The 23,944-nt window shown below is 43.6% G+C and carries 21 protein-coding genes and 1 other annotated feature; of the genes, 18 read left to right on the forward strand and 3 right to left on the reverse strand.

Features of this window, described 5'->3' with window-relative positions:
• Window positions 1-18: 18 nt before the first annotated feature.
• From argF to H7J92_RS08470, 3 genes are all read left to right on the forward strand, one after another.
• Window positions 19-984: an ornithine carbamoyltransferase gene (gene argF / locus H7J92_RS08460; protein WP_078816845.1), complete on the forward strand. Its 966-nt coding sequence runs from the start codon at window positions 19-21 to the stop codon at window positions 982-984.
• Window positions 985-1,104: 120 nt separating this feature from the next.
• A complete protein-coding gene (locus tag H7J92_RS08465; protein WP_009497595.1) occupies window positions 1,105-1,563 on the forward strand; it encodes a small multi-drug export protein in 459 nt (152 codons plus the stop codon).
• Between the two features lie 243 nt (window positions 1,564-1,806).
• Window positions 1,807-3,429 carry a long-chain fatty acid--CoA ligase gene (locus tag H7J92_RS08470; protein WP_040759623.1) on the forward strand — a complete coding sequence of 541 codons (1,623 nt, stop codon included), beginning with the start codon at window positions 1,807-1,809 and terminating at the stop codon, window positions 3,427-3,429.
• Window positions 3,430-3,491: 62 nt separating this feature from the next.
• Here the strand turns inward: H7J92_RS08470 and sspI are convergent, their stop codons facing one another.
• Window positions 3,492-3,707 carry a small acid-soluble spore protein SspI gene (gene sspI, locus H7J92_RS08475; protein ID WP_009497593.1) on the reverse strand — a complete coding sequence of 72 codons (216 nt, stop codon included), beginning with the start codon at window positions 3,705-3,707 and terminating at the stop codon, window positions 3,492-3,494.
• A gap of 79 nt (window positions 3,708-3,786) precedes the next feature.
• Between sspI and H7J92_RS08480 the strand changes: the two genes are divergently transcribed.
• The 3 genes from H7J92_RS08480 to pheT all read left to right on the forward strand — a co-directional run bounded on the left by H7J92_RS08480 (window position 3,787) and on the right by pheT (window position 8,597).
• Window positions 3,787-4,557 carry a TrmH family RNA methyltransferase gene (locus tag H7J92_RS08480; protein ID WP_009497592.1) on the forward strand — a complete coding sequence of 257 codons (771 nt, stop codon included), beginning with the start codon at window positions 3,787-3,789 and terminating at the stop codon, window positions 4,555-4,557.
• Window positions 4,558-4,609: 52 nt separating this feature from the next.
• Window positions 4,610-4,847 (forward strand) — a binding site (T-box leader).
• 288 nt (window positions 4,848-5,135) lie between these two features.
• On the forward strand, window positions 5,136-6,173 hold the full coding sequence (pheS, locus tag H7J92_RS08485; protein ID WP_040759233.1) for a phenylalanine--tRNA ligase subunit alpha: 1,038 nt from the start codon (window positions 5,136-5,138) through the stop codon (window positions 6,171-6,173).
• A 12-nt stretch (window positions 6,174-6,185) separates the two neighbouring features.
• Window positions 6,186-8,597, forward strand: coding sequence for a phenylalanine--tRNA ligase subunit beta (gene pheT / locus H7J92_RS08490; protein ID WP_009497590.1), 2,412 nt, complete (start codon window positions 6,186-6,188; stop codon window positions 8,595-8,597).
• Window positions 8,598-8,644: 47 nt separating this feature from the next.
• Here pheT and rnhC read toward each other — a convergent pair whose 3' ends face one another.
• Window positions 8,645-9,583, reverse strand: a complete 939-nt coding sequence (gene rnhC, locus H7J92_RS08495; protein WP_078817016.1) for a ribonuclease HIII — start codon at window positions 9,581-9,583, stop codon at window positions 8,645-8,647.
• Window positions 9,584-9,763: 180 nt separating this feature from the next.
• Between rnhC and zapA the strand changes: the two genes are divergently transcribed.
• The 12 genes from zapA to uvrC all read left to right on the forward strand — a co-directional run bounded on the left by zapA (window position 9,764) and on the right by uvrC (window position 23,410).
• Window positions 9,764-10,024 carry a cell division protein ZapA gene (zapA, locus tag H7J92_RS08500; protein ID WP_009497588.1) on the forward strand — a complete coding sequence of 87 codons (261 nt, stop codon included), beginning with the start codon at window positions 9,764-9,766 and terminating at the stop codon, window positions 10,022-10,024.
• Window positions 10,025-10,034: 10 nt separating this feature from the next.
• Entirely contained in the window at window positions 10,035-10,574 is a 540-nt protein-coding gene (locus tag H7J92_RS08505; RefSeq protein ID WP_009497587.1) for a CvpA family protein, read from the forward strand.
• A gap of 85 nt (window positions 10,575-10,659) precedes the next feature.
• Complete coding sequence (gene polX / locus H7J92_RS08510) at window positions 10,660-12,366, forward strand: DNA polymerase/3'-5' exonuclease PolX (protein WP_009497586.1); 1,707 nt, start codon at window positions 10,660-10,662, stop codon at window positions 12,364-12,366.
• 16 nt (window positions 12,367-12,382) lie between these two features.
• On the forward strand, window positions 12,383-14,740 hold the full coding sequence (locus tag H7J92_RS08515) for an endonuclease MutS2 (RefSeq protein ID WP_078816843.1): 2,358 nt from the start codon (window positions 12,383-12,385) through the stop codon (window positions 14,738-14,740).
• A 65-nt stretch (window positions 14,741-14,805) separates the two neighbouring features.
• On the forward strand, window positions 14,806-15,219 hold the full coding sequence (locus H7J92_RS08520; protein WP_009497584.1) for a DUF350 domain-containing protein: 414 nt from the start codon (window positions 14,806-14,808) through the stop codon (window positions 15,217-15,219).
• 970 nt (window positions 15,220-16,189) lie between these two features.
• Window positions 16,190-17,893, forward strand: a complete 1,704-nt coding sequence (locus H7J92_RS08525) for a long-chain-fatty-acid--CoA ligase (protein ID WP_221836482.1) — start codon at window positions 16,190-16,192, stop codon at window positions 17,891-17,893.
• Window positions 17,894-17,982: 89 nt separating this feature from the next.
• Complete coding sequence (fadR, locus tag H7J92_RS08530) at window positions 17,983-18,567, forward strand: fatty acid metabolism transcriptional regulator FadR (protein WP_221836690.1); 585 nt, start codon at window positions 17,983-17,985, stop codon at window positions 18,565-18,567.
• Window positions 18,568-18,596: 29 nt separating this feature from the next.
• Window positions 18,597-19,370 carry an enoyl-CoA hydratase gene (locus H7J92_RS08535; protein ID WP_221836485.1) on the forward strand — a complete coding sequence of 258 codons (774 nt, stop codon included), beginning with the start codon at window positions 18,597-18,599 and terminating at the stop codon, window positions 19,368-19,370.
• A 23-nt stretch (window positions 19,371-19,393) separates the two neighbouring features.
• Entirely contained in the window at window positions 19,394-20,167 is a 774-nt protein-coding gene (locus H7J92_RS08540; protein ID WP_009497580.1) for an electron transfer flavoprotein subunit beta/FixA family protein, read from the forward strand.
• Between the two features lie 33 nt (window positions 20,168-20,200).
• Window positions 20,201-21,175: an electron transfer flavoprotein subunit alpha/FixB family protein gene (locus H7J92_RS08545; protein WP_221836487.1), complete on the forward strand. Its 975-nt coding sequence runs from the start codon at window positions 20,201-20,203 to the stop codon at window positions 21,173-21,175.
• Window positions 21,176-21,265: 90 nt separating this feature from the next.
• Window positions 21,266-21,580, forward strand: coding sequence for a thioredoxin (trxA, locus tag H7J92_RS08550; RefSeq protein WP_009497578.1), 315 nt, complete (start codon window positions 21,266-21,268; stop codon window positions 21,578-21,580).
• Between the two features lie 54 nt (window positions 21,581-21,634).
• Complete coding sequence (gene uvrC / locus H7J92_RS08555) at window positions 21,635-23,410, forward strand: excinuclease ABC subunit UvrC (protein WP_009497577.1); 1,776 nt, start codon at window positions 21,635-21,637, stop codon at window positions 23,408-23,410.
• A 38-nt stretch (window positions 23,411-23,448) separates the two neighbouring features.
• On the opposite strand, the gene H7J92_RS08560 is transcribed toward uvrC, so the two are convergent.
• Window positions 23,449-23,856: a YslB family protein gene (locus H7J92_RS08560; RefSeq protein WP_009497576.1), complete on the reverse strand. Its 408-nt coding sequence runs from the start codon at window positions 23,854-23,856 to the stop codon at window positions 23,449-23,451.
• Window positions 23,857-23,944: the final 88 nt, after the last annotated feature.

Below are 23,944 nucleotides of genomic sequence, written 5' to 3' on the forward strand. Positions count from 1 at the left end.
ATGGTAGGGGATCGGAAAATGGCGACTAATAATCAAACAAAAGCGATGATAGAAAAAGAATCGTTAAAGGGACGCGACTTCTTGACATTATTGGATTATTCCAGTGAAGAAATCGCCTATTTATTGCAACAAGCGTATGATATGAAGCAAGACACATTGGCTGGAACTATGCCTCCTGTCCTGGCAGGCAAGACGCTCGGCATGATTTTCGAAAAACATTCAACACGAACTCGTATTTCATTCGAAGTCGGCATGATTCATTTAGGCGGACATGGAATATTCATGAACGCGCGTGATTTGCAAATTGGCCGTGGGGAGTCTGTTTATGATACGGGGCATGTGCTGTCTGAATTTTTGGACGGCGTTATGATTCGTGCGAAATCCCATAAAATGGTGGAAGAGTTGGCAGAGCATACGTCTGTACCAGTAATCAATGGATTGACAGATATATTCCATCCTTGTCAAGCGATGGCGGATTTATTGACAATTAAAGAAGTGAAAGGTGATTTGAAAGGTTTAAAGCTTTCCTACATCGGTGATGGCAATAATGTTGCGCATTCATTGGTCATTGCAGGAGCGCATATGGGAATGCATGTGGCAGTTGCTACGCCGGAAGGCTATGAATACAATGCCGGCCTTCTGGAAAAGGCGAAAAAGATTGCAGAGAAGAATGGGGGCAGCGTTATTTCAACGTATGATCCAGTCGAAGCTGCTTCTGAGTCAGACGCGATCTATACAGACGTCTGGACGAGTATGGGGCAAGAAGAAGAAGCTGCAAAACGTTTGATCGATTTTAAAGATTTCCAGATAAATGATCAGCTAGTGGGCCATGCACACAAAGATTATGTATTCTTGCACTGTCTGCCGGCACACCGAGAAGAAGAAGTTGCAACGTCTGTAATCGATGGACCGAACTCATACGTCTTCCAACAAGCGGGCAATCGTTTGCATGCACAAAAAGCGATTTTAGCTTCTTTATTATAAGAATATAAAGAAAACCGGACTGCTTTCCCTGTTGATCGGGAGAGTGGTTTTTTTGTCGTGATGTTTAGATGAACATTATTTTGTTATAATACGATCAATTGAAATCGAGGAGGAAAAGCTTTGTTGACCTATTTACTCGTATTTTTGATAGCAGCTGTTCCTGGATTTGAAGTGTTGGTGGCTGTCCCGTTAGGTATCTTGCGCGGTATCCCGCCAGTTTTAGCTGTAATCATTGGTTTTGCTGGTAATGCTGCAACCATTTTACTAGAGATCATTGTATTCAAGAAGTTGAAAGAATGGTGGGAAAGCAAAAAGAAAAAAGATGTTTCGATGCCTTCCAAACGTACTGTTCGTGCTGAGAATATTTGGAGACATTACGGGATTCCGGGTCTTTCCTTACTTGGTCCAATTTTAATCGGCTCTCATCTTGCTACATTCTTGGCATTGGCACTTGGCTCGACAAAAAAACAAACTGCTTTCTGGATGTTAATCAGTCTAGCTGTTTGGGCAATTATATTTGGGATCCTGTCGGTGCTTGGTGTAGACATATTCTCTTGGATGAGGCAAAAATTCATTTAATATTCAAATAATGGTAGACAGAATAGTTTGATAATGTGTATACTATGTCCATAAAGTAAACCTAAAGTGTCATTGCAGGAATTCATAGTAGACCTCATCGGCGCATAGAGTACATCCGGGGAAACAAACTCCATCCCATTGCGCATAGATGCTTTTCATTTTAGACGATTGGACAAGCAGATGTTCAGTTGGTAAGGCGATGGATAATGATTTTCACTTCTAAATTAAGAGGAGCGGATGGATATGATGCAGACACCACTAATTTTGTCATCATTTATTAAAAGGGCAGAACGATTTTTTCCAGAAAAGATGGTTATCTCACGTACAGGAGAACAAACAATTCAGCGGTTCACATACCGAGAATGGGCAAAGAGGACACGCAAATTATCGAATGCCTTAACGCAGCTAGGAATGGAAAAAGGAACAAGGGTTGGTACCTTTGCGTGGAACCATCACCGTCATTTGGAGGCATATTTTGGCGTGCCTTGTACAGGTGCGATCCTTCATATGATCAATATTCGATTATCACCCGAGCATATTGTCTACGTCATCAATCATGCAGAAGATGAAATCCTTCTCGTCGATGAAGATTTTCTCCCTCATTTTGAAAAAATGGCACCCATGTTGAAATCCGTGAAACATATTGTCGTAATGAGTGACAGCAAAGATTTGCCCGAAACATCACTTGAAAATGTCCATTCTTACGAAGCGCTGCTCGAAGCTGCTTCCGATGAATACGACTATCCTGAAGACTTGGATGAAAATACACCTGCGGGATTATGCTATACATCTGCGACGACAGGGAATCCAAAAGGTGTAATATACACGCATCGCGGATTGGTGTTGCATAGTTACGCGCTTGGCCTTGCGGATGCAATGGGGCTTTGCGAGCGCGATATCGCTATGTCCGTTGTACCGATGTTTCATGCAAATGCCTGGGGCCTTCCATTCGCAGGCGTCTTTTTTGGAACAACGCAAGTGCTGCCGGGACCAGGCTTTAATCCGGCGGTTCTCTTAGACCTGATTGAGGCAGAAAAAGTAACGATTACTGCCGGTGTGCCGACCATCTGGCTCGCTGCACTGAAAGAATTGCAACAAAATCCACGTGACCTCTCTTCATTGCGTGTCATTGTCTGTGGTGGTTCGGCTTCACCAAAGGGACTAATCCGTGCATTTGAGGAAAAATATAATATCCCGTTTATAGTTGGTTACGGAATGACGGAGACAAGTCCGCTTGTCAGTTTATCTGTCCTCACTTCATCGATGAAGGATTTGACGATGGACGAGCGAATTGAAATCCGTGCTTTACAAGGATTGGTCATGCCGGGACTGGATATACGAGTAGTCAACGAAGAAGGCGAAGTGCCGTGGGATGGCAAAACGATGGGCGAGTTGACGGTGAAAGGACCATGGATTGCAAGTGAATACTATAAAGATGAACGAACAGAGGAAGCATTTAAGAACGGCTGGCTCTACACAGGGGATATTGCGATCATGACCGAAGATGGCTATCTGAAGTTAATGGATCGAACAAAAGACTTGATAAAGAGCGGTGGTGAATGGATTTCTTCTGTAGATCTGGAGAACGCCCTTATGACACATGAATCGGTTTATGAAGCAGCCGTCGTCGCGGTGCCTCATGAAAAATGGATGGAACGCCCGCTTGCCTGTGTAGTATTGAATGAAGGTGTCACGGAAGATGACAGCAAGAAAGAAGAACTGAGAGACTATTTAAAAGGTCAATTCGCCAGCTGGTGGGTTCCGGATGAAGTGCTCTTCGTTAAAGAAATCCCGAAGACTTCGGTAGGGAAGTTCCTGAAAGCAGCATTGCGCGTTCAATTACGAGAACAGTATTCAGTCAATTAAACAGCACAGTAAAAAATCCTCCGCTTTTTTACAAAGTGGAGGATTTTCAGCTGTTGTTCGATTTATTGCGCTTTAGCGAATGCTTGAGACAACTCATTTGTCATCGCATCTTTTTCTTTATCATCGGCACGCTGCCAAAGCTGTTCGAAAAAAACGCCGAGGCCTGGTAACAAATGTTCTTCTCCCCGCTGAATTGCATCATCGATAACACTGCGTACATCCTGTGAACTATTATTCGTCATATTTGCGGCAATTGCATCGCGTATTTGAAAATTCATTTCATCAACCTCCTACCTTCATCTTTTCCACAACAGTCGCTAAATATACGCGCGTTTGGTACACTAAAAAGAAAAAAGGATGTACAGCCTCTTGAATAAACGTATAGAATCCACACAAAATTCATTAGTGAAACATTGGAAAAAATTAGTGACGACACGGAAAGAACGAGATCAAACAAACGAGTTTCTCGTAGAGGGATTCCATCTCGTCGAAGAAGCAATAAAACACAAGGATTTAGTCATTCAATTGCTTGTGAGAGAAGATCTTGATATTCCTGCTCATTGGGATGTACCGATCATCGAATTGACGGCCGCAGTCTCCAAGGAAATTTCGGAGACCGAACAAACACAAGGTGTCTTTGCCTATTGCAAACAACCGCAATATGACGAAGCAGACCATCATGAATGGAAACGGCTTTTATTGATAGACGCTGTGCAAGACCCTGGCAATATCGGAACAATGATCCGCACTGCAGACGCAGCCGGCCTCGATGCCGTAGTTCTTGGCAAGGGCTGCGCCGATCCGTTTAATCCGAAGACTGTGCGCTCTGCACAAGGGTCACACTTCCATATTCCTGTCGTGCGTGGTGAATTAATGCCATGGCTGGAACGTCTGAAATCGAATAATATTCCAATCATCGGTACCGGTTTGCAGGAAGCAGTCTCTCTTAATGAAATCACTGCACAATCAGAATTCGCCTTACTTGTTGGCAATGAAGGTAGCGGCGTAGACCCGGACCTTCTTTCAAAAGCCAATCAAGTAGTAAAAATCCCGCTCTATGGGCAGGCGGAATCATTGAACGTAGCCGTCGCAACAGGCATTTTGCTATACACGCTCCGCGATCATTGAGTTGACTGTTGAAGGCGATTGTCTTTTACGGTATACTACAAGATGAATCATACAAACAGCAACGACCGGGAAAAGTACATGGCACAGCACGTTCTTAGGGATTTCACACCTCGACTGAAAATGTGAAAAACGTCGCCCCATCGAATTCACCCTGCGAGCTGCACGCTAGGACCAGCAATGTAAAAGCGTGCCGGCAAAGGACCGTTATTCCAAATCAAGTGATTTTGCATCACATTCTTCAAGATGCAAACTAATCAGGGTGGTACCGCGAACTCGACCTCGTCCCTTTTACAGGGGCGAGTTTTTTGTTTTTCGGAAACTATACAAGTTGATTTGTTTTTTATTCTTTAGATAGTTTTTCTTGATTTGAAGAATATCTAGTTGATTGTAGTGGAAGACGGCGACTCCAGCGGGATTAGCGGGACAGGTGAGACCCCACAGGGAGCGGAGCGACCGAGGAGGCTCACCGCCCGCCCCGCGGAAAGCGTCCGTCTGGAACGGAAATCAACGGTGCTTAGCAGCCAATCCATCTTACATAGTTTTAAACCACCATTGAACTCAAGAGAGGAGCTATGAACATGAAAGAACAACTGCATGAACTGAAAGAACAAGTCATTGCAAAAATCAAAGATTCCCAAACCATCAAAGAACTCAACGACGTACGCGTGGCCTACCTGGGGAAAAAAGGACCCATCACAGACCTGCTAAAAGGAATGGGTAAACTTCCTGCAGAAGAACGACCAAAAATGGGCGCGCTCGTCAACGAAATCCGCGAAAGTGTAACTGGAATTCTGGAAGAGCGCAAAGAAACACTTGAACAGCAAGCCATCCAAGAGCAACTCGAAAAAGAGTCCATTGACGTGACATTGCCTGGTCGCCCAGTAGAGCTTGGCAACCACCATCCGCTAACCCGCGTTGTAGAAGAAATCGAAGACTTCTTTATCAGCATGGGATATGAAATCGCGGAAGGACCTGAAGTGGAAAAAGACTACTACAACTTCGAGGCACTCAATCTTCCAAAAGGACACCCAGCTCGCGACATGCAGGACTCCTTCTATATTACGGAAGATATTTTACTGCGTACCCACACGTCTCCCGTGCAGGCACGGACGATGGAAGCGAAAGATGGTGCTGCCATTAAGATCATCTGCCCAGGAAAAGTGTATCGACGTGACTCAGATGACGCAACACACTCCCACCAATTTACTCAGATTGAAGGATTGGTCGTTGGCGAAAACATTCGCATGAGTGACTTGAAAGGTACTCTTGATTTATTGGCGAAGAAATTATTTGGAGCAGATCGCGAAATCCGTTTGCGCCCAAGCTTCTTCCCATTCACTGAACCATCTGTAGAGATGGATATTTCTTGCTTTAAATGTGGCGGATCTGGATGTAACGTTTGTAAGAAAACAGGTTGGATCGAAATTCTGGGAGCCGGCATGGTGCATCCAAATGTGCTGAAAATGGCGGGCTATAATCCGGAAGAAGTGACTGGCTTTGCGTTCGGCATGGGGCCTGAACGAATCGCGATGTTAAAATACGGAGTGGAAGATATTCGTCATTTCTATACAAATGACATTCGGTTTATTTCACAATTCCACCGGGCAGAGGCGTAAGGAGGCGTACTGATGTTAGTATCAACAAATTGGTTAAGTAAGTATGTAGATTGGAATGAACTCAGCGTAGAAGAACTAGCCGAAAAAATCACTCGTGCTGGAATTGAAGTAGACGGTATCATTGATCGTTCATTCGGTATGGACAATATAGTTATCGGATACGTAACAGACTGCGTAAAACATCCAGAAGCGGACAAATTACATATTTGTCAAGTGGATGTGGGTGGAGAAATCACTCAAATCATTTGTGGCGCACCGAATATTGCGGCAGGTCAAAAAGTCATCGTTGCACGTCCGGGAGCTGTGTTGCCGGGTGGAATGAAGATCAAAAAAGCGAAACTTCGCGGCGAAGAGTCAAATGGTATGATTTGTTCATTGCAAGAACTGGGCATTGAAGGGAAAGTAGTTCCGAAAGCCTATGCAGAAGGAATTTATGTTTTGCCGAATGATGTGCAAGCTGGAGAAAGTGCGTTGACTCATCTTGGATTATACGATCAAGTAATGGAATTTGACTTGACACCGAACCGTTCGGATGCACTCAGTATGCTAGGGGTTGCATATGAAGTAGGGGCAATACTGTCAAAAGACATCAAGTTGCCGGCTATTTCTTTTGAAGAATCTTCAGAAAAAGCACAGGACTATTTAAAGTTGGCGGTAGAAGCTCAAGAGGACAATCCGATGTATATTGCGAAAGTCGTGAAGAACGTCAAAGTGGCGGAATCCCCGCAGTGGCTGCAAAATACATTGATGTCTGCAGGAATCCGTCCGCATAATAATATCGTCGACATCACGAACTATGTGCTGTTGGAATATGGTCAGCCGTTGCATGCGTTTGATTACGATCGTCTGGAAACGAAAGAAATCGTTGTGCGTCATGCCCGTGAAGGCGAAAAAATTGTGACGCTCGATCAGGCAGAACGTACATTGAATGGCCATCAGCTCGTTATCACGAACGGGGTGGAGCCGGTTGCACTTGCAGGTGTGATGGGCGGAGCGAACTCGGAAGTGCATGAGGGAACTGCGACTGTCGTCATCGAATCGGCTTATTTCGCACCAAGTTCTGTACGTCGGACTTCAAAAGAAGTTGGACTGCGTAGCGATGCGAGTACACGATTTGAAAAGGGTGTAGATCCAAATCGGGTGGCTGAAGCAGCAGAACGTGCAGCACAACTGATGGCTGAACTTGCTGGCGGGGAAGTCCTTGAAGGTTCAGTTCAATTTGATGAGTTGGATAAAACTGCCGAGAGAATCATTCTGTCTCCAGATTACGTTAACAATCGTCTAGGTATGAAGATTCCGATGGACGAAATGAAGTCGATCATGGACCGTCTGCAAATTCCTACGGAAGCGATCAATGGTCAGCTCGTGATGGATATTCCGACGAGACGACAAGACTTGCGAATCAAAGAAGATATAATTGAGGAAATTGCTCGTCTTTACGGCTATGATGAGATACCGAAAACTTTGCCGGTTGTGGAAAGTACACCAGGTGGATTAACTCCATATCAAGCAAAGCGGCGCATCGTCCGCAGATTTTTAGAAGCAGCGGGTCTTTCGCAGGCATTGACATATTCATTGGCTTCACCAAAAGATGCACAAGCTTTTGCACTGGAGACAGCTCCCGTCACAGAGCTTCTTATGCCGATGAGTGAAGAGCGCAGCGTACTTCGCCAAAGTTTGATCCCCCATTTACTCGATGCAGCTACGTACAATACGGCACGTCGCAACGAATCGGTTGCGTTATATGAAACAGGTTCCGTGTTCCTTGGCATCGAAGAAGATGGATTGCCGAAAGAAGTCGAGCATGTGGCAGCCGTATTAACTGGCAAGTGGGTTCACCATGCGTGGCAAGGTGAGACGAAAAAAGTAGATTTCTTCGTCATGAAAGGGATTGTGGAAGGGCTGTTTGAACAATTAGGATTGCTCGAGCGCATCCAATTTACTAAAGCTACGGTAGAAGGCATGCACCCTGGCCGAACTGCAACTGTATGGCTAGGTGACCAAGCGGTAGGTATGCTGGGCCAAGTACACCCGACTGTACAAAATCAACGCGATTTGCAGGAAACGTACGTAATGGAAATGAATTTACGCGTGATCATGGAAACGGCGGCGGAGGAGCTCTTCTACGAGCCAGTACCTCGCTATCCATCGATCTCCCGTGATATCGCATTAGTCGTTGATCGCGACACATCTGCTGCGAACTTGCAGGCTATTATTTTGCAGGCGGGCGGCAAGCTGCTGAAGACCGTTCAGTTGTTCGATCTGTACGAAGGAAAAAATGTTGAAGAGGGCAAGAAATCCTTGGCCTTCTCGTTAACGTACTTTGATCCTGAACGTACTTTGACAGATGAAGAAGTAGTCAATGCGCACAAGAAAGTGCTGGATGCACTGACAGTACAAGCTAATGCGCAATTGAGATCTTAATAAAAAATGAACCGCAGTTCTCTTACGAGGACTGCGGTGTTTTTACCTTATTTCTTATATGCAAGTTTCAATGCTTTTTGTGTATTGGCGAAATGCACTTTCGTGATGGAATGTAAAAACGGTTCGCCTTTTTTACGTATGATCTGACAAGCGATTTGGTCGACTTTCGGACCGGCACCTTTTGGCAGCGTAACTCCTGCCTTGGCACTCAGCCGATCCATTTCTTCCAAGAAAGCCACACGTGCTAGAATGGATGCCGTTGCTACGGATACATGCAAATTCTCTGCTTTTGTCGAAAATAACACTTTGTCACGAATGATTGTCGACTCATTTTTTAAATGATTGTAGTAAATTCTTCGTTCGGCAAATTGGTCGATTAAAATATATTCGGGCAACTCAGGCTGCATTTGTTCGAGAACTTGTTGAATCGCTTGGTTGTGTAGTACGGCTTTGATTTTTCCTTGTGACCAGCCTTTTTTTTGGATTTCATTGTATTTGTCATTATCGAGGGTCAGCACACAATGTGGGACAACCTGTTTCAAGTCCTCTGCGATTTGTTGCATATAGACATCCGTCAGCTGTTTCGAATCTTTCACTCCTAGTTCGCGGACCAGTTCTATTTTATCACGGCTGACAAAACAGGCAGCTACCGTAATTGGACCGAAAAAGTCGCCTGTTCCAGTCTCGTCTGAACCTATTACAGACAAAGTAGCGAAATTCTCGGGCAAGACATCACCTTTTGCTGCAGAACTTTTTGTTTTAGCAGCCGTTGATGGAGTTAGGGAAGGGGACCAGCGTGCAGCTTCTCGATCGGCACCAGCCCCTTGAAACAGCACTTTGCCGGATCGATATGCTGTGATGGAAGTATCAGCTGTCTTTGCAGCGAAAATCACGCCTGGTGCATTGCGTGTAATTTTATTTTGCTCGTAGAAATTCAGAACTTTAGGCATTTCATTTTCATTAAGGACGATGACTTGGTTACTCACTAAATCGTTCACTCACTTCCTGAAAGGATTTTCTACTTAGTATACCTGAAAAGCTAGTGCATAATGAACAGAACCATTTAAAATAGTTGAGAGAATGTAGATATGAGGCATAATTGATTCACAACCAATTGTTATTCATGGTATGATTATTAACAGGGTTTTTCAGAGGAGGGCGGAATAGTGGCGGACAAAGAAAAGACAAGAGTGGCAGTTGGAATCTATGGACAAACCTATACAATCGTTGGCACGGAAACGTCTAATCATGTACGTCATGTTGCCTCGCTCGTTGATGAGAGAATGCGGGAAATCAGTAAACGCAATCCTTACTTGGACAGTACAAAAATAGCTGTTTTGACTGCTGTTAATAGTGTGCATGACTATTTAAAACTGGAAGAAACCGTACAGCAATTAGAAGAAGAAGTGAAAAAGTTGAAGGGTTGAGAGGCGAAAAATGGTTGATTTACTGATAATTTTCTTGTTAGTCGGCGGTTTGATCACGGGCTTCAGACGTGGGTTGATCGTCCAGCTGATCCATATGCTTGGACTGATCGTGTCGATTATCGTTGCGTATATGTATTACAAACAATTAGCGGAGAAGCTCATCTTGTGGATTCCGTATCCTGGGGCTACGGCTGATTCGAAACTTAGTTGGACATTTGATCACTTAGACTTGGATATGACGTTTTATCGGCTCATCGCATTTATATTCATTTTTGTCGCAGTCAAGCTGGTATTACAGTTAATTGGCTCGATGTTGGACTTTTTGAAGCATTTGCCTGTTCTTGGTTTCGGTGCACGTTTACTTGGCGCTGGTCTCGGATTTATTGAATTTTATTTCATTATCTTTTTCTTTTTATCCGTTTTGGCGATTTTACCAATTGAGGTCATTCAAAATTCCTTGCGCCATTCCTTGCTGGCAAAAGCGATGTTCGAACATACGCCGGTCATCTCATCGGCCATCAAAAATTGGTGGTTTGTGTATATGGGTTAACGCCCGTCTGTAAGCAGTGTACATATGAACTGACAGCTTCCCGTTAGCGTGGAAGCTTTTTTAACAGAGTAGGGAGGGTAACGATTTGAATAAAAAGACAATCATTCGCACGTTTGAAAAAATTGCACTCTATATGGAGTTGCTTGGAGAAAACCACTTTAAAGTAGCGGCTTTCCGAAAGGCGGCTTCTGTACTTGAATTAGATACAAGAAGTTTATCCGAAATGGACGATATCCTGTCATTGAAAGGAATCGGAAAAGGAACAGGTGCGGTCATTACCGATTTGATGGAAAACGGCACATCCGAAGTGCTAAAAGAATTGGAAGACCAAGTGCCAAAAGGGTTAATTCCTTTGCTGAACATACCGGGACTTGGTGGGAAAAAGATCGCCAAATTAAGAGAGGCGTTGAATATTGATTCGGTGGAATCGCTTCGGAAAGCATGCGAAGAAAAACAGGTGAGTACAGTGCCTGGTTTTGGCAAGAAGACAGAAGAAAACCTATTACGTGAAATCGAATTGCTTGCGGAACGCTCCGGAAAGACGCCGATTTGGCAAGTAGAAAAAGTCGTAAATATTGTTGAAGCGGAATTGGAACTGATTAAAGAAGTCGATAAGTTTCAAGTTGCCGGCAGTTACCGCAGACGTGAAGAAGAAAGTTCTGACGTGGATTGGATCATCGTGACGGAAAAACCGGAAACAGTGCGTGAAAAAATTCTTTCCGTATTGCCGATTGAAAAGATCATCGCAGCAGGTGATGCTAAGCTTTCTATTTCACTCGACACAGAAAAACCGATTGATGCGGATTTCCGTTTTGTTACAGAAGCCCAATTTGCCACTGCACTCCATCATTTCACTGGTTCTGCAGCACATAATGTTCGGATGCGGCAGCTCGCGAAAAGTAAAAAGCTGAAAATCAGTGAATATGGAGTAGAAGATGAGGCAGGAAATGTTCAGACTTTCAAAAGCGAGAAAGAATTTTTCGCACATTTCGACTTACCTTTTATTCCGCCGAGTATTCGAAAAGACGGTACAGAGATTGAGCGCGCCGATGAAATCGCAAATATTGTCATGCCTGATCAGATTCGTTCGGATCTGCATATGCATACGACGTGGTCAGACGGCGGCTATTCTATAGAAGAAATGGTGGAGGCGTGTCGGGCAAAAGGCTATTCCCATATGGTAATCACCGATCATTCTCATTATTTAAAAGTAGCAAATGGTCTGACACCTGAACGATTGCTGAAGCAGATAGAAGAAATCCGTGAAGTGAGTGCGAAATATGATGATATTGAAGTTTTTTGCGGAACGGAAATGGATATTTTGCCAGACGGAACATTGGATTTTGAAGATGAAATTCTAGAGCAATTGGATTTCGTCATTGCATCGATTCATTCGAGTTTCAATCAGCCGCAAGAGCAAATTATGGAGCGCCTGCATTCTGCCTGCAAAAATCCCCTTGTCCATATGATTGCGCACCCGACAGGCAGGATCATTGGTCAGCGGGAAGGTTATAATCCCGATATGGATCAATTGATCAAATGGGCGAGCGAGTACGGTAAAATATTAGAATTGAACGCGAGTCCCTATCGTTTGGATTTGCGTACAGAATATTTGATTCAAGCGAAAGAAGCGGGTGTGAACATTGCGATCAATACGGATGCACATGCGACCGAACAGCTTGACTATATGCCTATTGGTGTAGAGTATGCTCAAAAGGCATGGCTTCCAGCTGAGATGGTCATCAATACTTGGCCGCTTGAAACATTCATCAAGAACGTGATACGCAGATGAAAGGAAGTGTGAGACGTTGGAAAAACGTGTCTTAAAAACACTTGAATTTAATAAAATAATTCAGCAAGTCGCGACGCACTGTACATCAGTAGCGGGAAGAGCACACGTAGAACAACTTACGCCTTCACGTGAACTGGAAGATGTTCGGCGTTTATTGGAAGAAACGGATGAGGGACTTGCTTTGTTACGTATTCGAGGGAATGTCCCGATGGGGGGAATTCATGACATCCGACCACATGCGAAACGTGCGCAAATCGGCGGAATGCTGAGTGCTATGGAGCTTGTGGAAATTGCGGATACTATACGTGCAAGCCGAATCTTACGCCAGTTCTTGGAGGCTGTAACTGCAGAAGGAGAAATTAACATTCCTCATTTAATTGCCCGCAAAGAAGCAATGCCGATTTTGACGGGTGTTGAGCATGAGATCAATGCCGCGATTGATGATAATGGACGAGTAGTTGATAGTGCTTCTTCGGCATTGCGATCGATTCGTCAAAGCTTACGCGTGCAAGAAAGTCGAGTGCGCGAACGGCTTGAAAGTTATACGAGAGGGAAGAATGCAGCGAAAATGCTGTCCGATGCAATCGTAACAATCCGTAACGATCGGTATGTTATCCCTGTCAAGGCAGAATATCGCTCGCATTATGGCGGTGTTATTCACGACATGTCTTCTTCAGGTCAGACTTTATTTATCGAGCCGGACGCTGTCGTTCAAGCGAATAATGAAATCCGCAGTTTAAAAGTGAAAGAGCAGGAAGAAATCGAGAAGATCTTGCTCGCATTATCCGCCAGTGTCCGGGAAGTGGCACATGACCTCTTTACGTTAGTGCAGCTATTGGCGGAAATTGATGTGATCTTGGCGAAAGCGAAGTATGGAACGGCGAATAAATGTACCAAACCTGCTGTAAACGCAGACGGGTATATGCGTCTTACAAAAGCGCGTCATCCGCTGTTGCCAATTGAAGAAGCGGTTGCCAATACGATTGAATTCGGCCAAGATATCACGACAATCGTCATTACAGGACCGAATACAGGAGGTAAGACAGTTACACTAAAAACCGTGGGCTTATGTACACTGATGGCCCAATCTGGACTGCCAATCCCTGTATTGGACGGTTCTGAAATTGCGGTCTTTGATTCGATTTATGCCGATATTGGAGACGAGCAGTCTATCGAGCAAAGTTTGAGTACATTTTCTTCTCATATGGTCAATATCGTAGACATTTTGAAGAAGTTCGATGACCGGTCATTACTATTATTTGACGAGCTAGGCTCAGGGACAGATCCTCAAGAAGGAGCAGCACTGGCCATTTCGATTTTGGATGAAGTGCATGGCAGCGGCGCGCGTGTAATGGCAACGACTCACTATCCTGAACTAAAGGCGTATGGCTATAATCGTCCGGGTGTCGCAAATGCCAGCGTGGAATTCGATATCGATACATTAAGCCCTACGTATCGTCTGCTGATCGGCGTTCCCGGTCGAAGCAATGCGTTCGAAATATCGAAACGACTCGGTTTGCATAATCATATTATTGATCGAGCAAAAGGGTTTACAGGTGAGGATCGCGGCGAAGTGGATTCGATGATTGCTTCTCTAGAGACCAGTCGGGTGCAGTCTGAAAAAGATGCTGAACGCACGCATGATTTACTTCTTGAAACAGAACAATTAAAGAAGGAATTGAATGCGAAGCTGGCAGAATTTGAAGAACAGAAAGAGCGCTTGACGGAAGCTGCAAAAGAACGGGCGAAAAAGATCGTGGAAAAAGCAAAATCCGAATCTGAAGCCGTTATTTCTGACTTACGTGCGTTACGAATGAATGCAGGGGCAAGTGTGAAAGAACACGAACTAATTGAAGCGAGAAAACGGCTTGAAAGTGCTACGCCTGCTGAAAAGAAAAAGAAAGCCATCAAGGCAAAAGCAGCTCCTCGTCCATTGCAAAAGGGCGATGAGGTAAAAGTGCTGGCATACGGACAAAAGGGTACGCTCGTTGAGAAAGTCTCGGATAAAGAATGGGTCGTCGAAATAGGAATCTTGAAAATGAAGTTGCCGGAATTAGGTTTGGAATATGTAAAACCTGAGAAAGAGAAGAAACAAGTGACCTCTGCAGCCGTCCGGGGGCGTTCAGGTCATGTAAAACTGGAACTAGATCTGCGCGGGGAGCGTTATGAAGATGCGATTGCGCGAACGGAAAAATATATTGATGATGCATTGTTGTCCAATTATCATCAAGTCTCAATCATTCATGGAAAAGGGACAGGCGCACTGCAAAAAGGTGTCCAACAGTATTTGAAAAAACATTCCCGCGTCAATTCCTATCGCTTTGGCGAGGCGGGAGAAGGCGGTCACGGTGTTACAATCGTAGAATTAAAATAAAATGAAACTTTTCGGCTGCCTGAACCGTATGACATGCAAGAGAACATAAAGAAGGTGCCGAATACATGAATAATACTGGTTTTTGGGGTCATCCATTAGTAGAGACTGCAGGTTACTTCAGTGTCGTCGTTCTATGTCTGATCGTCTCCATGGTTTTATTTGAAATCGTAACAAAATATAAAAACTGGGAAGAAATTCGAAAAGGTAATCTGTCGGTTGCTATGGCAACGGGCGGGAAAATCTTTGGAGTGGCTAATATTTTTCGCTATTCCATTGAGCAGCATAATAGCTTGCCGCAAATGATGGGCTGGGGGTTGTATGGCTTTACATTGCTCATCTTTGCCTACCTTTTGTTCGAGTTCCTGACGCCAAAATTCAAAGTGGATGAAGAGATTCAAGCAGATAATCGTTCGGTCGGCTTCATTTCCCTTTGTATTTCGGTTGGTCTGTCCTTTGTTATAGGAGCCAGTATATCTTAGGAGATAGCGTATTATGGAAAGATTGATTAAAATTTTATTCGCGGTCTGTATACTTTTCGTTCTAATAGGGGTATATTGGCTCTTCAAAAACACGCCTTGACAGTTGTCTTGGCGTGTTTTTGCTTCACTCCAAATAATTCATGTCCTGTTTTGCAAAAAGAACGAAAGTGTGGAGGAAAAGGTGTGTTGCTCGGGATTTGCCCTCCAGACGGGGACGCGTTCTGGAGGGCGCGCGGTGAGCCCGCCGTCGCAAGCTCCCTGGCGGTCTCACCTGTCACGCTGATCCTCCCAGAGTCGCCCCGCCTTCCGGGCAAATCCCCAACTTTTTATCCGGAAGGCACTGAATTTTTTCTGGTGAGTAGCGAGTGGAATAGTGGTTGCTCTTAAAAAAAGAAATACTAGTACAAAAACGATACCTTTTGGTTTTTATTAATTTCAAACGAAAATCAAATTATCTAGCCTACTCAATGTAGGGATTGGAGCGGAAGACGGTCGACTCCGGGAGGATCAGCGTGTGCCTTGAGACCCCGCAGGTAGCGAAGCGGACGAGGAGGCTCAAGCAACGCCCTCCGGAAAGCGTACCGTCTGGAGCGCAAATCCCCATGGATACACTCATGCCGCACTCACTTGGCCAAAAGAACCCATCGGTTGCATTCGTTTTATTTTTGTTGCATTTAAAATAAAAATTACAAAAAACATGTGAACTATTAATTAATCAACTTATCAGATAGTCCCTCCAAGTAGTAAAGTTAGTCATAAAAACCACTTGCACCTAATAGAATAAAAAGCAAGGGCTCTTGTCTGTTTAGTCATAATTCGCCATTACCGTAGACAAACCATTTAAAATAGCTCTTAATTCAACAGGAGAGTAAAGCGCTTTCATATTTATCTTGTAAACTAAAAGATTTATCGATATACTAATGAACAAGGAATATTCAAACAATTAACTACATGTAGAGGAGTTGTGAAGATGACACAAAAACCTTGGTTGTCCGCTTATCCCCCTGAAATTCCGACGACTTTGGAATATGAACAAATTCCATTGCAAGACTATCTTACTAGGTCCAGTAAGAAATATCCCAATAAAACGGCAATCCACTTTATGGGGAAAGATGTTTCATTTCAAGAGTTTCATGAGTCTGCTTTGAAGTTTGCGACGTATTTGCAGAAGCTTGGGGTTGAAAAAGGAGATCGGGTGGCGATTATGTTGCCTAACTGTCCGCAAGGTGCCGTGGCGTATTATGGTATACTCTATGCAGGTGGTATTGTCGTTCAGACAAACCCATTGTATACTGAGCGTGAATTAACCTACCAAATGGCAGATTCGGGAGCAAAGGTTATTATCTCGCTTGACATTTTGTTTCCACGAATCTCGAAAATCAGGAAAGACACTTCTTTAGAACACATCATCGTGACAGGTATCAAAGACTATTTACCCTTCCCTAAAAATGTCATCTACCCATTCATCCAGAAGAAAGAACATGGTCTTTCCGTTAAGGTGGAACATCGGGGGATTCATCATCTTTATACAGAAATAATGAAATCGACGAAAGCTGATCCGATTCATGTTACTTTTGAAAAAGATGATATTGCATTATTGCAATATACTGGAGGAACAACAGGGCCACCGAAAGGCGTAGAGCTGACGCATGCTAATTTGATCAGTAATACAGAGATGTGTAACGCCTGGCTGTATGAAACAGAAGAAGGAAAAGAAACGATCATGGGAATTTTGCCGTTCTTCCATGTCTATGGTATGACGACCGTCTTAATCTTTGCGGTTATGAAGGGCCATCGGATGGTATTGGTACCTAAATTCGATTTTAAAACGGCTTTGAAAGAAATTGATAAACAAAAGCCGACACTTTTCCCAGGCGCTCCGACTATTTATATCGGTCTTTTAAATCATCCGGATTTGTCAAAATATGATTTATCATCAATCAAAGCATGTATTAGTGGTTCAGCCTCCTTGCCTATCGAAGTGAAAGAGAAATTCGAACAGGTGACAGGCGGAAAGCTGGTAGAAGGTTACGGACTGACGGAGACTTCACCGGTCGCTTTAGCGAATTTTGTTTGGGATGGGCTAGAGAAAAGGGGCTCTATTGGTGTGCCTTGGCCGGATACCGATGCTTGCATTTTAGGTCCTGGCTCTTCGGAATCATTGCCTGTCGGAGAGATTGGAGAAATCGCGGTAAAAGGTCCACAAGTAATGACTGGTTACTGGAATAGACCGGATGATACGGCTGAAGCTTTCCGTGACGGCTGGTTTTTGACAGGTGATTTAGGGTATATGGATGAGGACGGATACTTCTATATCGTAGACCGCAAAAAAGATATGATTATCGCAAGTGGCTTCAATATCTATCCACGTGAAATTGAAGAAGTGCTCTATGAACACCCTGCCATTCAAGAATGTATCGTAGCTGGCGTGCCAGATCCATATCGTGGCGAAACAGTGAAGGCGTATATTGTCTTGAAGGATGGTCAATCGGTTACAGAAAAAGATTTGGATACGTATTGCAGGAAACAACTTGCCGCATTCAAAGTTCCTAAGAAATATGAATTCCGGGATGATTTGCCGAAAACTGCAGTTGGCAAAATTTTACGTCGTTCATTAGTAGAAGAAGAAAGAAAAAAACAAACAGATGTCCAAGACACTTTAAAAAGTTCATAACAAAAAGCTTGACTCTAACTGAAAAGTTTATTATTATGAAAATATGAATGAATCATCATTCATATTTTCTTTTTTGGTGGTGAAACAAAATTAAACGAACAAAACCTAAATATAAACAAATTGTAGACGCTGCAGTGATCGTAATTGCAGAAAATGGATACCACCAAGCGCAAGTCTCGAAAATTGCGAAGGAAGCCGGAGTAGCAGACGGAACCATCTATCTTTATTTTAAAAATAAGGAAGATATCCTCATCTCTGTCTTCAGAGAAAAAATGGCGATTTTTGTAGAAAACATCAACGAGATACTTACAAAAGATCTTTCTATCAGTGAAAAATTACTTCAAGTAGTAGAAAACCATTTTAGGGTATTGCAAAACGATCCTCATCTGGCGATTGTCACACAGCTGGAACTAAGACAGTCAAACAAAGATCTACGATTTCAGATCAACAATGTATTGAGAGAGTACATGATCTTGCTGGATCAGCTGCTGGAAGAAGGGGTAGAGAAAAACGAGTTGTCTTCTGAACTCGATTTACGTCTAGCTCGGCAAATGCTCTTCGGTACAATGGATGAGACCATTACTTCTTGGGTAATGAATGAACAAAAGTACGATTTGATCAGTCTGGCACCCAAAGTGAGTAATATGTTATTGCGCGGTTATCAACAACGGTAAAAGAACATTTTTTGAAGGAGATGTACTAGATGGCGTTGATTAAATTGGAAAAAGACGGACATGTTGCATTAGCAAAAATCGACCACCCACCAGCGAATGCACTATCTTCTAAAATAATTGAAGAAGTGGATCAACTGTTAACCGAAGTAGAGAATGACCCCGATGTACGAGTGGTCGTTCTCTACGGAGAAGGTCGGTTTTTCTCCGCAGGTGCGGACATTAAAGAGTTTACGACAGTGGAATCAGGCGAAGCGTTCGCTAAGCTTGCTGGCAAAGGACAGCAAGTGTTTGAACGCTTAGAAAATTTTCCGAAACCTGTAATCGCTTCCATACATGGAGCGGCTCTAGGCGGCGGTTTAGAATTAGCTATGGCATGCCATATTCGGTTGGTTACAAAAAGCGCGAAGCTTGGTTTGCCTGAGCTTCAGTTAGGGCTTATCCCCGGTTTCGCAGGGACTCAACGGCTGCCCCGATTGGTCGGTGTCGCAAAAGCAGCAGAAATAATGCTGACAAGTGATCCTATTTCAGGTGAAGAAGCTGTTAAGTGGGGGCTTGCCAATCATGCGTACTCCGATGAAGAACTTTCAAGCGAGACATTGAAATTGGCAAAGAAGATCTCACTGAAAAGCCCGATTGCGGTAAAGCATGCTTTGCAGATGCTAACGTATTCAAAAGACCAGTCCTTCTATGATGGAGTGGAAGCAGAAGCTAAATCGTTCGGTGAAGTGTTTGTATCAGAAGATGCAAAAGAAGGTATTCAAGCATTTATTGAAAAGCGTCAACCTGCATTTACTGGAAAGTAATTATTGAATAGGAGGTTCTATTAATGAACATTTATGCATTAGTAAAAAGAACATTTGATACGGAAGAAAAAATCTCGATTTCAAACGGTGCTATTTCAGAAGACGGCGCAGAATTCATCATCAATCCATACGATGAGTACGCTGTGGAAGAAGCGATTCAACTCCGCGACGAACATGGCGGTGAAGTAACGGTCATTTCAATCGGTGAAGAAGATGCTGAGAAGCAATTGCGTACTGCATTAGCTATGGGCGCAGACAAAGCGGTCTTGATCAACGTTGAAGATGACATCGATGAAGTGGATGAATTTACTTCTGCTAAAATAATTGCAGATTACTTGAAAGATAAGGATGCAGATATCATTCTTGCAGGTAACGTAGCAATTGACGGCGGTTCAGGCCAAGTTGGTCCTCGTGTAGCGGAATTATTAGGTATTAATTATGTAACGACAATTACAGAACTAACGGTGGACGGCACCAATGTAACAGTTGTACGTGACGTAGAAGGGGATTCTGAAACAATTGAAACTTCTTTGCCACTTCTTGTAACAGCTCAGCAAGGACTCAACGAACCTCGTTACCCTTCTCTGCCAGGAATTATGAAAGCAAAGAAGAAACCATTAGAAGAGTTGGAGTTCGATGATTTAGACTTGGAAGAAGACGATGTGGAAGCGAAGACAGAAACAAAAGACGTTTTCTTACCACCTGAAAAAGCGGCAGGACGTATCCTTGAAGGTGAACCAGCAGATCAAGCAGCTGAGCTCGTGAAATTATTGCATTCTGAAGCGAAAGTAATTTAATTCTCATAGAACTGTATTAGGAGGGACTACATTATGTCAAAGAAAATTTTGGTTTTAGGTGAAGCACGCGATGGCGAACTGCGTAACGTGTCATTTGAGACGGTTGCTGCAGCAAAGAAAATATCATGCGGCGGGGAAGTTGTCGCTGTTTTAATAGGAGACCAAGTCCAGTCATTAGGGGAAGAAATGATTCATTATGGAGCGGACCGTGTGGTTACGGTGGAGCACCCACATTTGAAGCATTATACATCTGATGGATACGGACAGGCATTCATGGCTGTATATGAAGATGAATCACCAGAGGGGATTGTCTTTGGTCACACGGCAATGGGGAAAGACTTATCTCCCAAAATCGCTAGTAAACTAGCATCTGGATTGATTTCAGACGTGACAAAAATCGGAGGAGAAGGCGATGATGCAGAATTCATCCGCCCGATTTACTCCGGTAAAGCGTTTGAAAAAGTGGAAATTAAAGAAGGTTTGTTGTTCATCAGCATACGTCCGAACAACATCGAGCCACTTGAACACGATGCAAGCCGTACAGGCGACGTATCTGCGAAAAGTGTCGAAATTACCAATTTACGTTCAGTGATCAAAGACGTTGTTCGAAAGTCTACAGAAGGTGTGGATTTGTCAGAAGCGAAAGTCATTGTAGCAGGTGGACGCGGCGTAAAAGGAACAGAAGGATTCGAGCCGTTGAAAGAGTTGGCTAACCTCCTTGGAGGGGCAGTTGGTGCTTCACGTGGTGCGTGTGATGCGGATTACTGTGATTATTCGTTGCAAATTGGTCAAACAGGTAAGGTCGTCACTCCAGATCTATATATCGCAGCGGGTATTTCAGGTGCAATCCAGCACGTTGCCGGGATGTCAAACTCAAAAGTTATTGTCGCGATCAATAAAGATCCAGAAGCGAATATTTTCAAAATTGCAGACTATGGTATTGTAGGAGATATTTTTGAAATCATTCCAATCATGATTGAAGAAATAAAGAAATTAAAAGCTAGCTAATCAAAAGGCGTTGTAAGCATTTGTTTAGCCCCTATGAAACCTCCATGATATAATGCGAATATAGTCGTATTTAAAAGGAGGTAATAACAGATGGCAATTATTAATGCAACAGATGCGAATTTTGCTGAAAATGTTAAAGAAGGCGTAGTACTTGTAGACTTTTGGGCACCTTGGTGTGGTCCTTGTAAAATGATCGCTCCAGTGCTAGAAGAACTTTCAGGTGAAGTTGAAGGTAAAGCGAATATCGTTAAAGTTAACGTGGACGATAACCAAGCAACAGCAAGCCAGTTTGGAATTATGTCCATTCCAACTCTCCTTCTATTTAAAGATGGAGAAGTAGCGGAGAAGGTTGTAGGATTCCAACCGAAGGAAGCACTTGCACAACTAGTTGAAAAACACGCGTAAATACAAGAGACCGGGAGCTACTTCAGCCACCCGGTCTTTTAGTAGGTGAAAATAATGAATGAAATAATTGAACATAAACTATCGATCCTCCCTGATCTCCCTGGCTGCTATTTAATGAAGGATCGGCAAGGGACCATTATCTATGTCGGAAAAGCCAAAGTGCTGAAAAATCGTGTTCGTAGTTACTTCACGGGCTCACACGACGGCAAAACGCAGCGCCTGGTCGGAGAAATAGAGGACTTTGAATATATTATTACCAATACGGAAATCGAGGCACTCGTCCTTGAATTGAACTTAATCAAAAAGCATGACCCGAAGTACAATATCATGCTAAAAGATGACAAGACCTATCCTTATTTGAAGATAACGAATGAACGGCATCCGAAACTTATCATCACACGCAAAGTGAATAAGAAATCGGGCAAGTACTTCGGTCCCTATCCAAACGCAACAGCAGCCCATGAGACGAAAAAGCTCTTGGATCGCCTCTATCCCTACCGAAAGTGCCAAAATATCCCGACTCGGGCTTGCCTATATTACCACATCGGCCAGTGCTTGGCGCCGTGCATCAAAGAAGTTCCTGCAGAAGCCTATCATGAGATGGTCAATGACATTACACGTTTCCTGAATGGTGGCTACAAAGAAATGAAAAAAGAACTTCAGGAGAAGATGAATGAAGCTTCTTTAGAGTTGGAATTTGAGCGGGCAAAAGAATACCGCGATCAGATCACGAATATCGAAGCCGTCATGGAAAAACAGAATGTGAATACAAATGACTTCACAGACCGTGACATTTTCGGCTATGCAGTGGATAAAGGGTGGATGTGTGTTCAAGTATTTTTCGTACGTCAAGGAAAATTGATCGAGCGCGATGTTTCAATCTTTCCCGCTTATAAAGACGCCGAAGATGAATTATTGACGTTCCTCGGCCGATTTTATGGGGAAACACAACATTTGCTGCCAAAAGAAGTTCTCCTGCCTGAAACGGTAGATATAACGCTTGCTGAACAATTGCTTAACACAAATGTCTATGTGCCGCAGCGTGGGAAAAAGAAAGATCTTGTGAAGTTGGCTGAAAAAAATGCATCGATTGCATTGCGTGCAAAGTTTCAATTGATTGAACGGCAGGAAGAACGAACAATCGGGGCTTGTGAAGAATTAGGTGAAGCTATGGCCATAAGCACGCCATTGCGGATCGAAGCATTTGATAACTCGCATACTCACGGTGTAGAACCAGTGTCTGCAATGATTTCATTTATAGATGGTAGACCGAATCGCAAGGATTATAGAAAGTATAAGACGAAGACAGCTGCCGCTCATGACGACTACGGTGCGATGCGTGAAGTAATTAGAAGACGCTATACCCGGGTACTGAAAGATCATCTCCCGCTTCCCGACTTGATCGTCATTGATGGCGGAAAAGGGCAAATGGAGATTGCTAGGGAAGTTTTAGAGGATGAACTTGGCTTGTTTATTCCGATTGCAGGTCTTGCGAAAGATGATAAGCACAATACGGCACAATTGCTGTATGGCAGTCCGCCTGAGATTGTACCGCTGAAGAAAACGAGTGAGGCATTTTATCTGCTGCAACGAATTCAAGATGAGGTCCACCGTTTCGCGATTACTTTCCACCGACAGCGTAGAGGGGCTTCTTCACTAACCTCTTCGTTGGATGGCATAGAGGGAGTAGGACCGAAACGCAAACAGCAGCTGCTTAAGCACTTTAAAACAGTAAAAGCCATTCGCGAAGCAACAGCTGAACAGTTAAAAGAAGCTGGTCTCCCTGCAAAAGTAGCAGAAGGACTCATCGCGCATTTTCAACAACAATGATAAAAAGTGGCCACGTAATCTAAGTGGCCCCTTCCTTATTATACGGGTGATTTAGGATCACCTTTCACGATGAAATGAATATGATCTTCTTTGGGCATTTTCTGACCGTAACATTCGGTCAAATAGCCGTTGACCTTTTGATGCTGTTCGGCCAGAAAACCTGCCTCGAGCGAGCAAGAACCACCTGAAAGTTCAAGTAAGCTACTATTATGTAATGTATAATGTGTTTCTTGCTTAACAGTCTTTTCAATTGCCAATTGTCCCCAACCGGCTTCTGCAAAAAAGGCGGGTAACTCATCGAGCGACAAGATAGGGAACTTTCTGGCCATGTCTTTACCAAGCCAATACAATATGTCGTCTTCGTGCTTGCCTAGTAACGTGGGCAGTAAATGATCCCGCAGCAGATTGTAGCCAAAGTTTGTGGCTGGTGTTTGTTGAGTATTCAATAGTTTACAATCCTTTCGGAAATAGATATGAACAGGATCAGAGCAGTTTTCGGAAAAATCGCAATAAATTATAAAAAGTAGACAGCAT

Origin of the sequence: Sporosarcina aquimarina (assembly GCF_019748715.1) — a bacterium.
Classification (GTDB): domain Bacteria; phylum Bacillota; class Bacilli; order Bacillales_A; family Planococcaceae; genus Sporosarcina; species Sporosarcina newyorkensis.

Coding starts and splice junctions, on each gene's coding strand:
- H7J92_RS08525 (WP_221836482.1), top strand. CDS start 16,190: ATGACACAAAAACCTTGGTTGTCCGCTTATCCCCCTGAAATTCCGACG.
- H7J92_RS08505 (WP_009497587.1), top strand. CDS start 10,035: ATGGTTGATTTACTGATAATTTTCTTGTTAGTCGGCGGTTTGATCACG.
- H7J92_RS08545 (WP_221836487.1), top strand. CDS start 20,201: ATGTCAAAGAAAATTTTGGTTTTAGGTGAAGCACGCGATGGCGAACTG.
- sspI (WP_009497593.1), bottom strand. CDS start 3,707: ATGAATTTTCAAATACGCGATGCAATTGCCGCAAATATGACGAATAAT.
- H7J92_RS08480 (WP_009497592.1), top strand. CDS start 3,787: ATGTACAGCCTCTTGAATAAACGTATAGAATCCACACAAAATTCATTA.
- H7J92_RS08520 (WP_009497584.1), top strand. CDS start 14,806: ATGAATAATACTGGTTTTTGGGGTCATCCATTAGTAGAGACTGCAGGT.
- pheS (WP_040759233.1), top strand. CDS start 5,136: ATGAAAGAACAACTGCATGAACTGAAAGAACAAGTCATTGCAAAAATC.
- argF (WP_078816845.1), top strand. CDS start 19: ATGGCGACTAATAATCAAACAAAAGCGATGATAGAAAAAGAATCGTTA.
- trxA (WP_009497578.1), top strand. CDS start 21,266: ATGGCAATTATTAATGCAACAGATGCGAATTTTGCTGAAAATGTTAAA.
- H7J92_RS08535 (WP_221836485.1), top strand. CDS start 18,597: ATGGCGTTGATTAAATTGGAAAAAGACGGACATGTTGCATTAGCAAAA.
- H7J92_RS08540 (WP_009497580.1), top strand. CDS start 19,394: ATGAACATTTATGCATTAGTAAAAAGAACATTTGATACGGAAGAAAAA.
- pheT (WP_009497590.1), top strand. CDS start 6,186: ATGTTAGTATCAACAAATTGGTTAAGTAAGTATGTAGATTGGAATGAA.
- uvrC (WP_009497577.1), top strand. CDS start 21,635: ATGAATGAAATAATTGAACATAAACTATCGATCCTCCCTGATCTCCCT.
- H7J92_RS08470 (WP_040759623.1), top strand. CDS start 1,807: ATGATGCAGACACCACTAATTTTGTCATCATTTATTAAAAGGGCAGAA.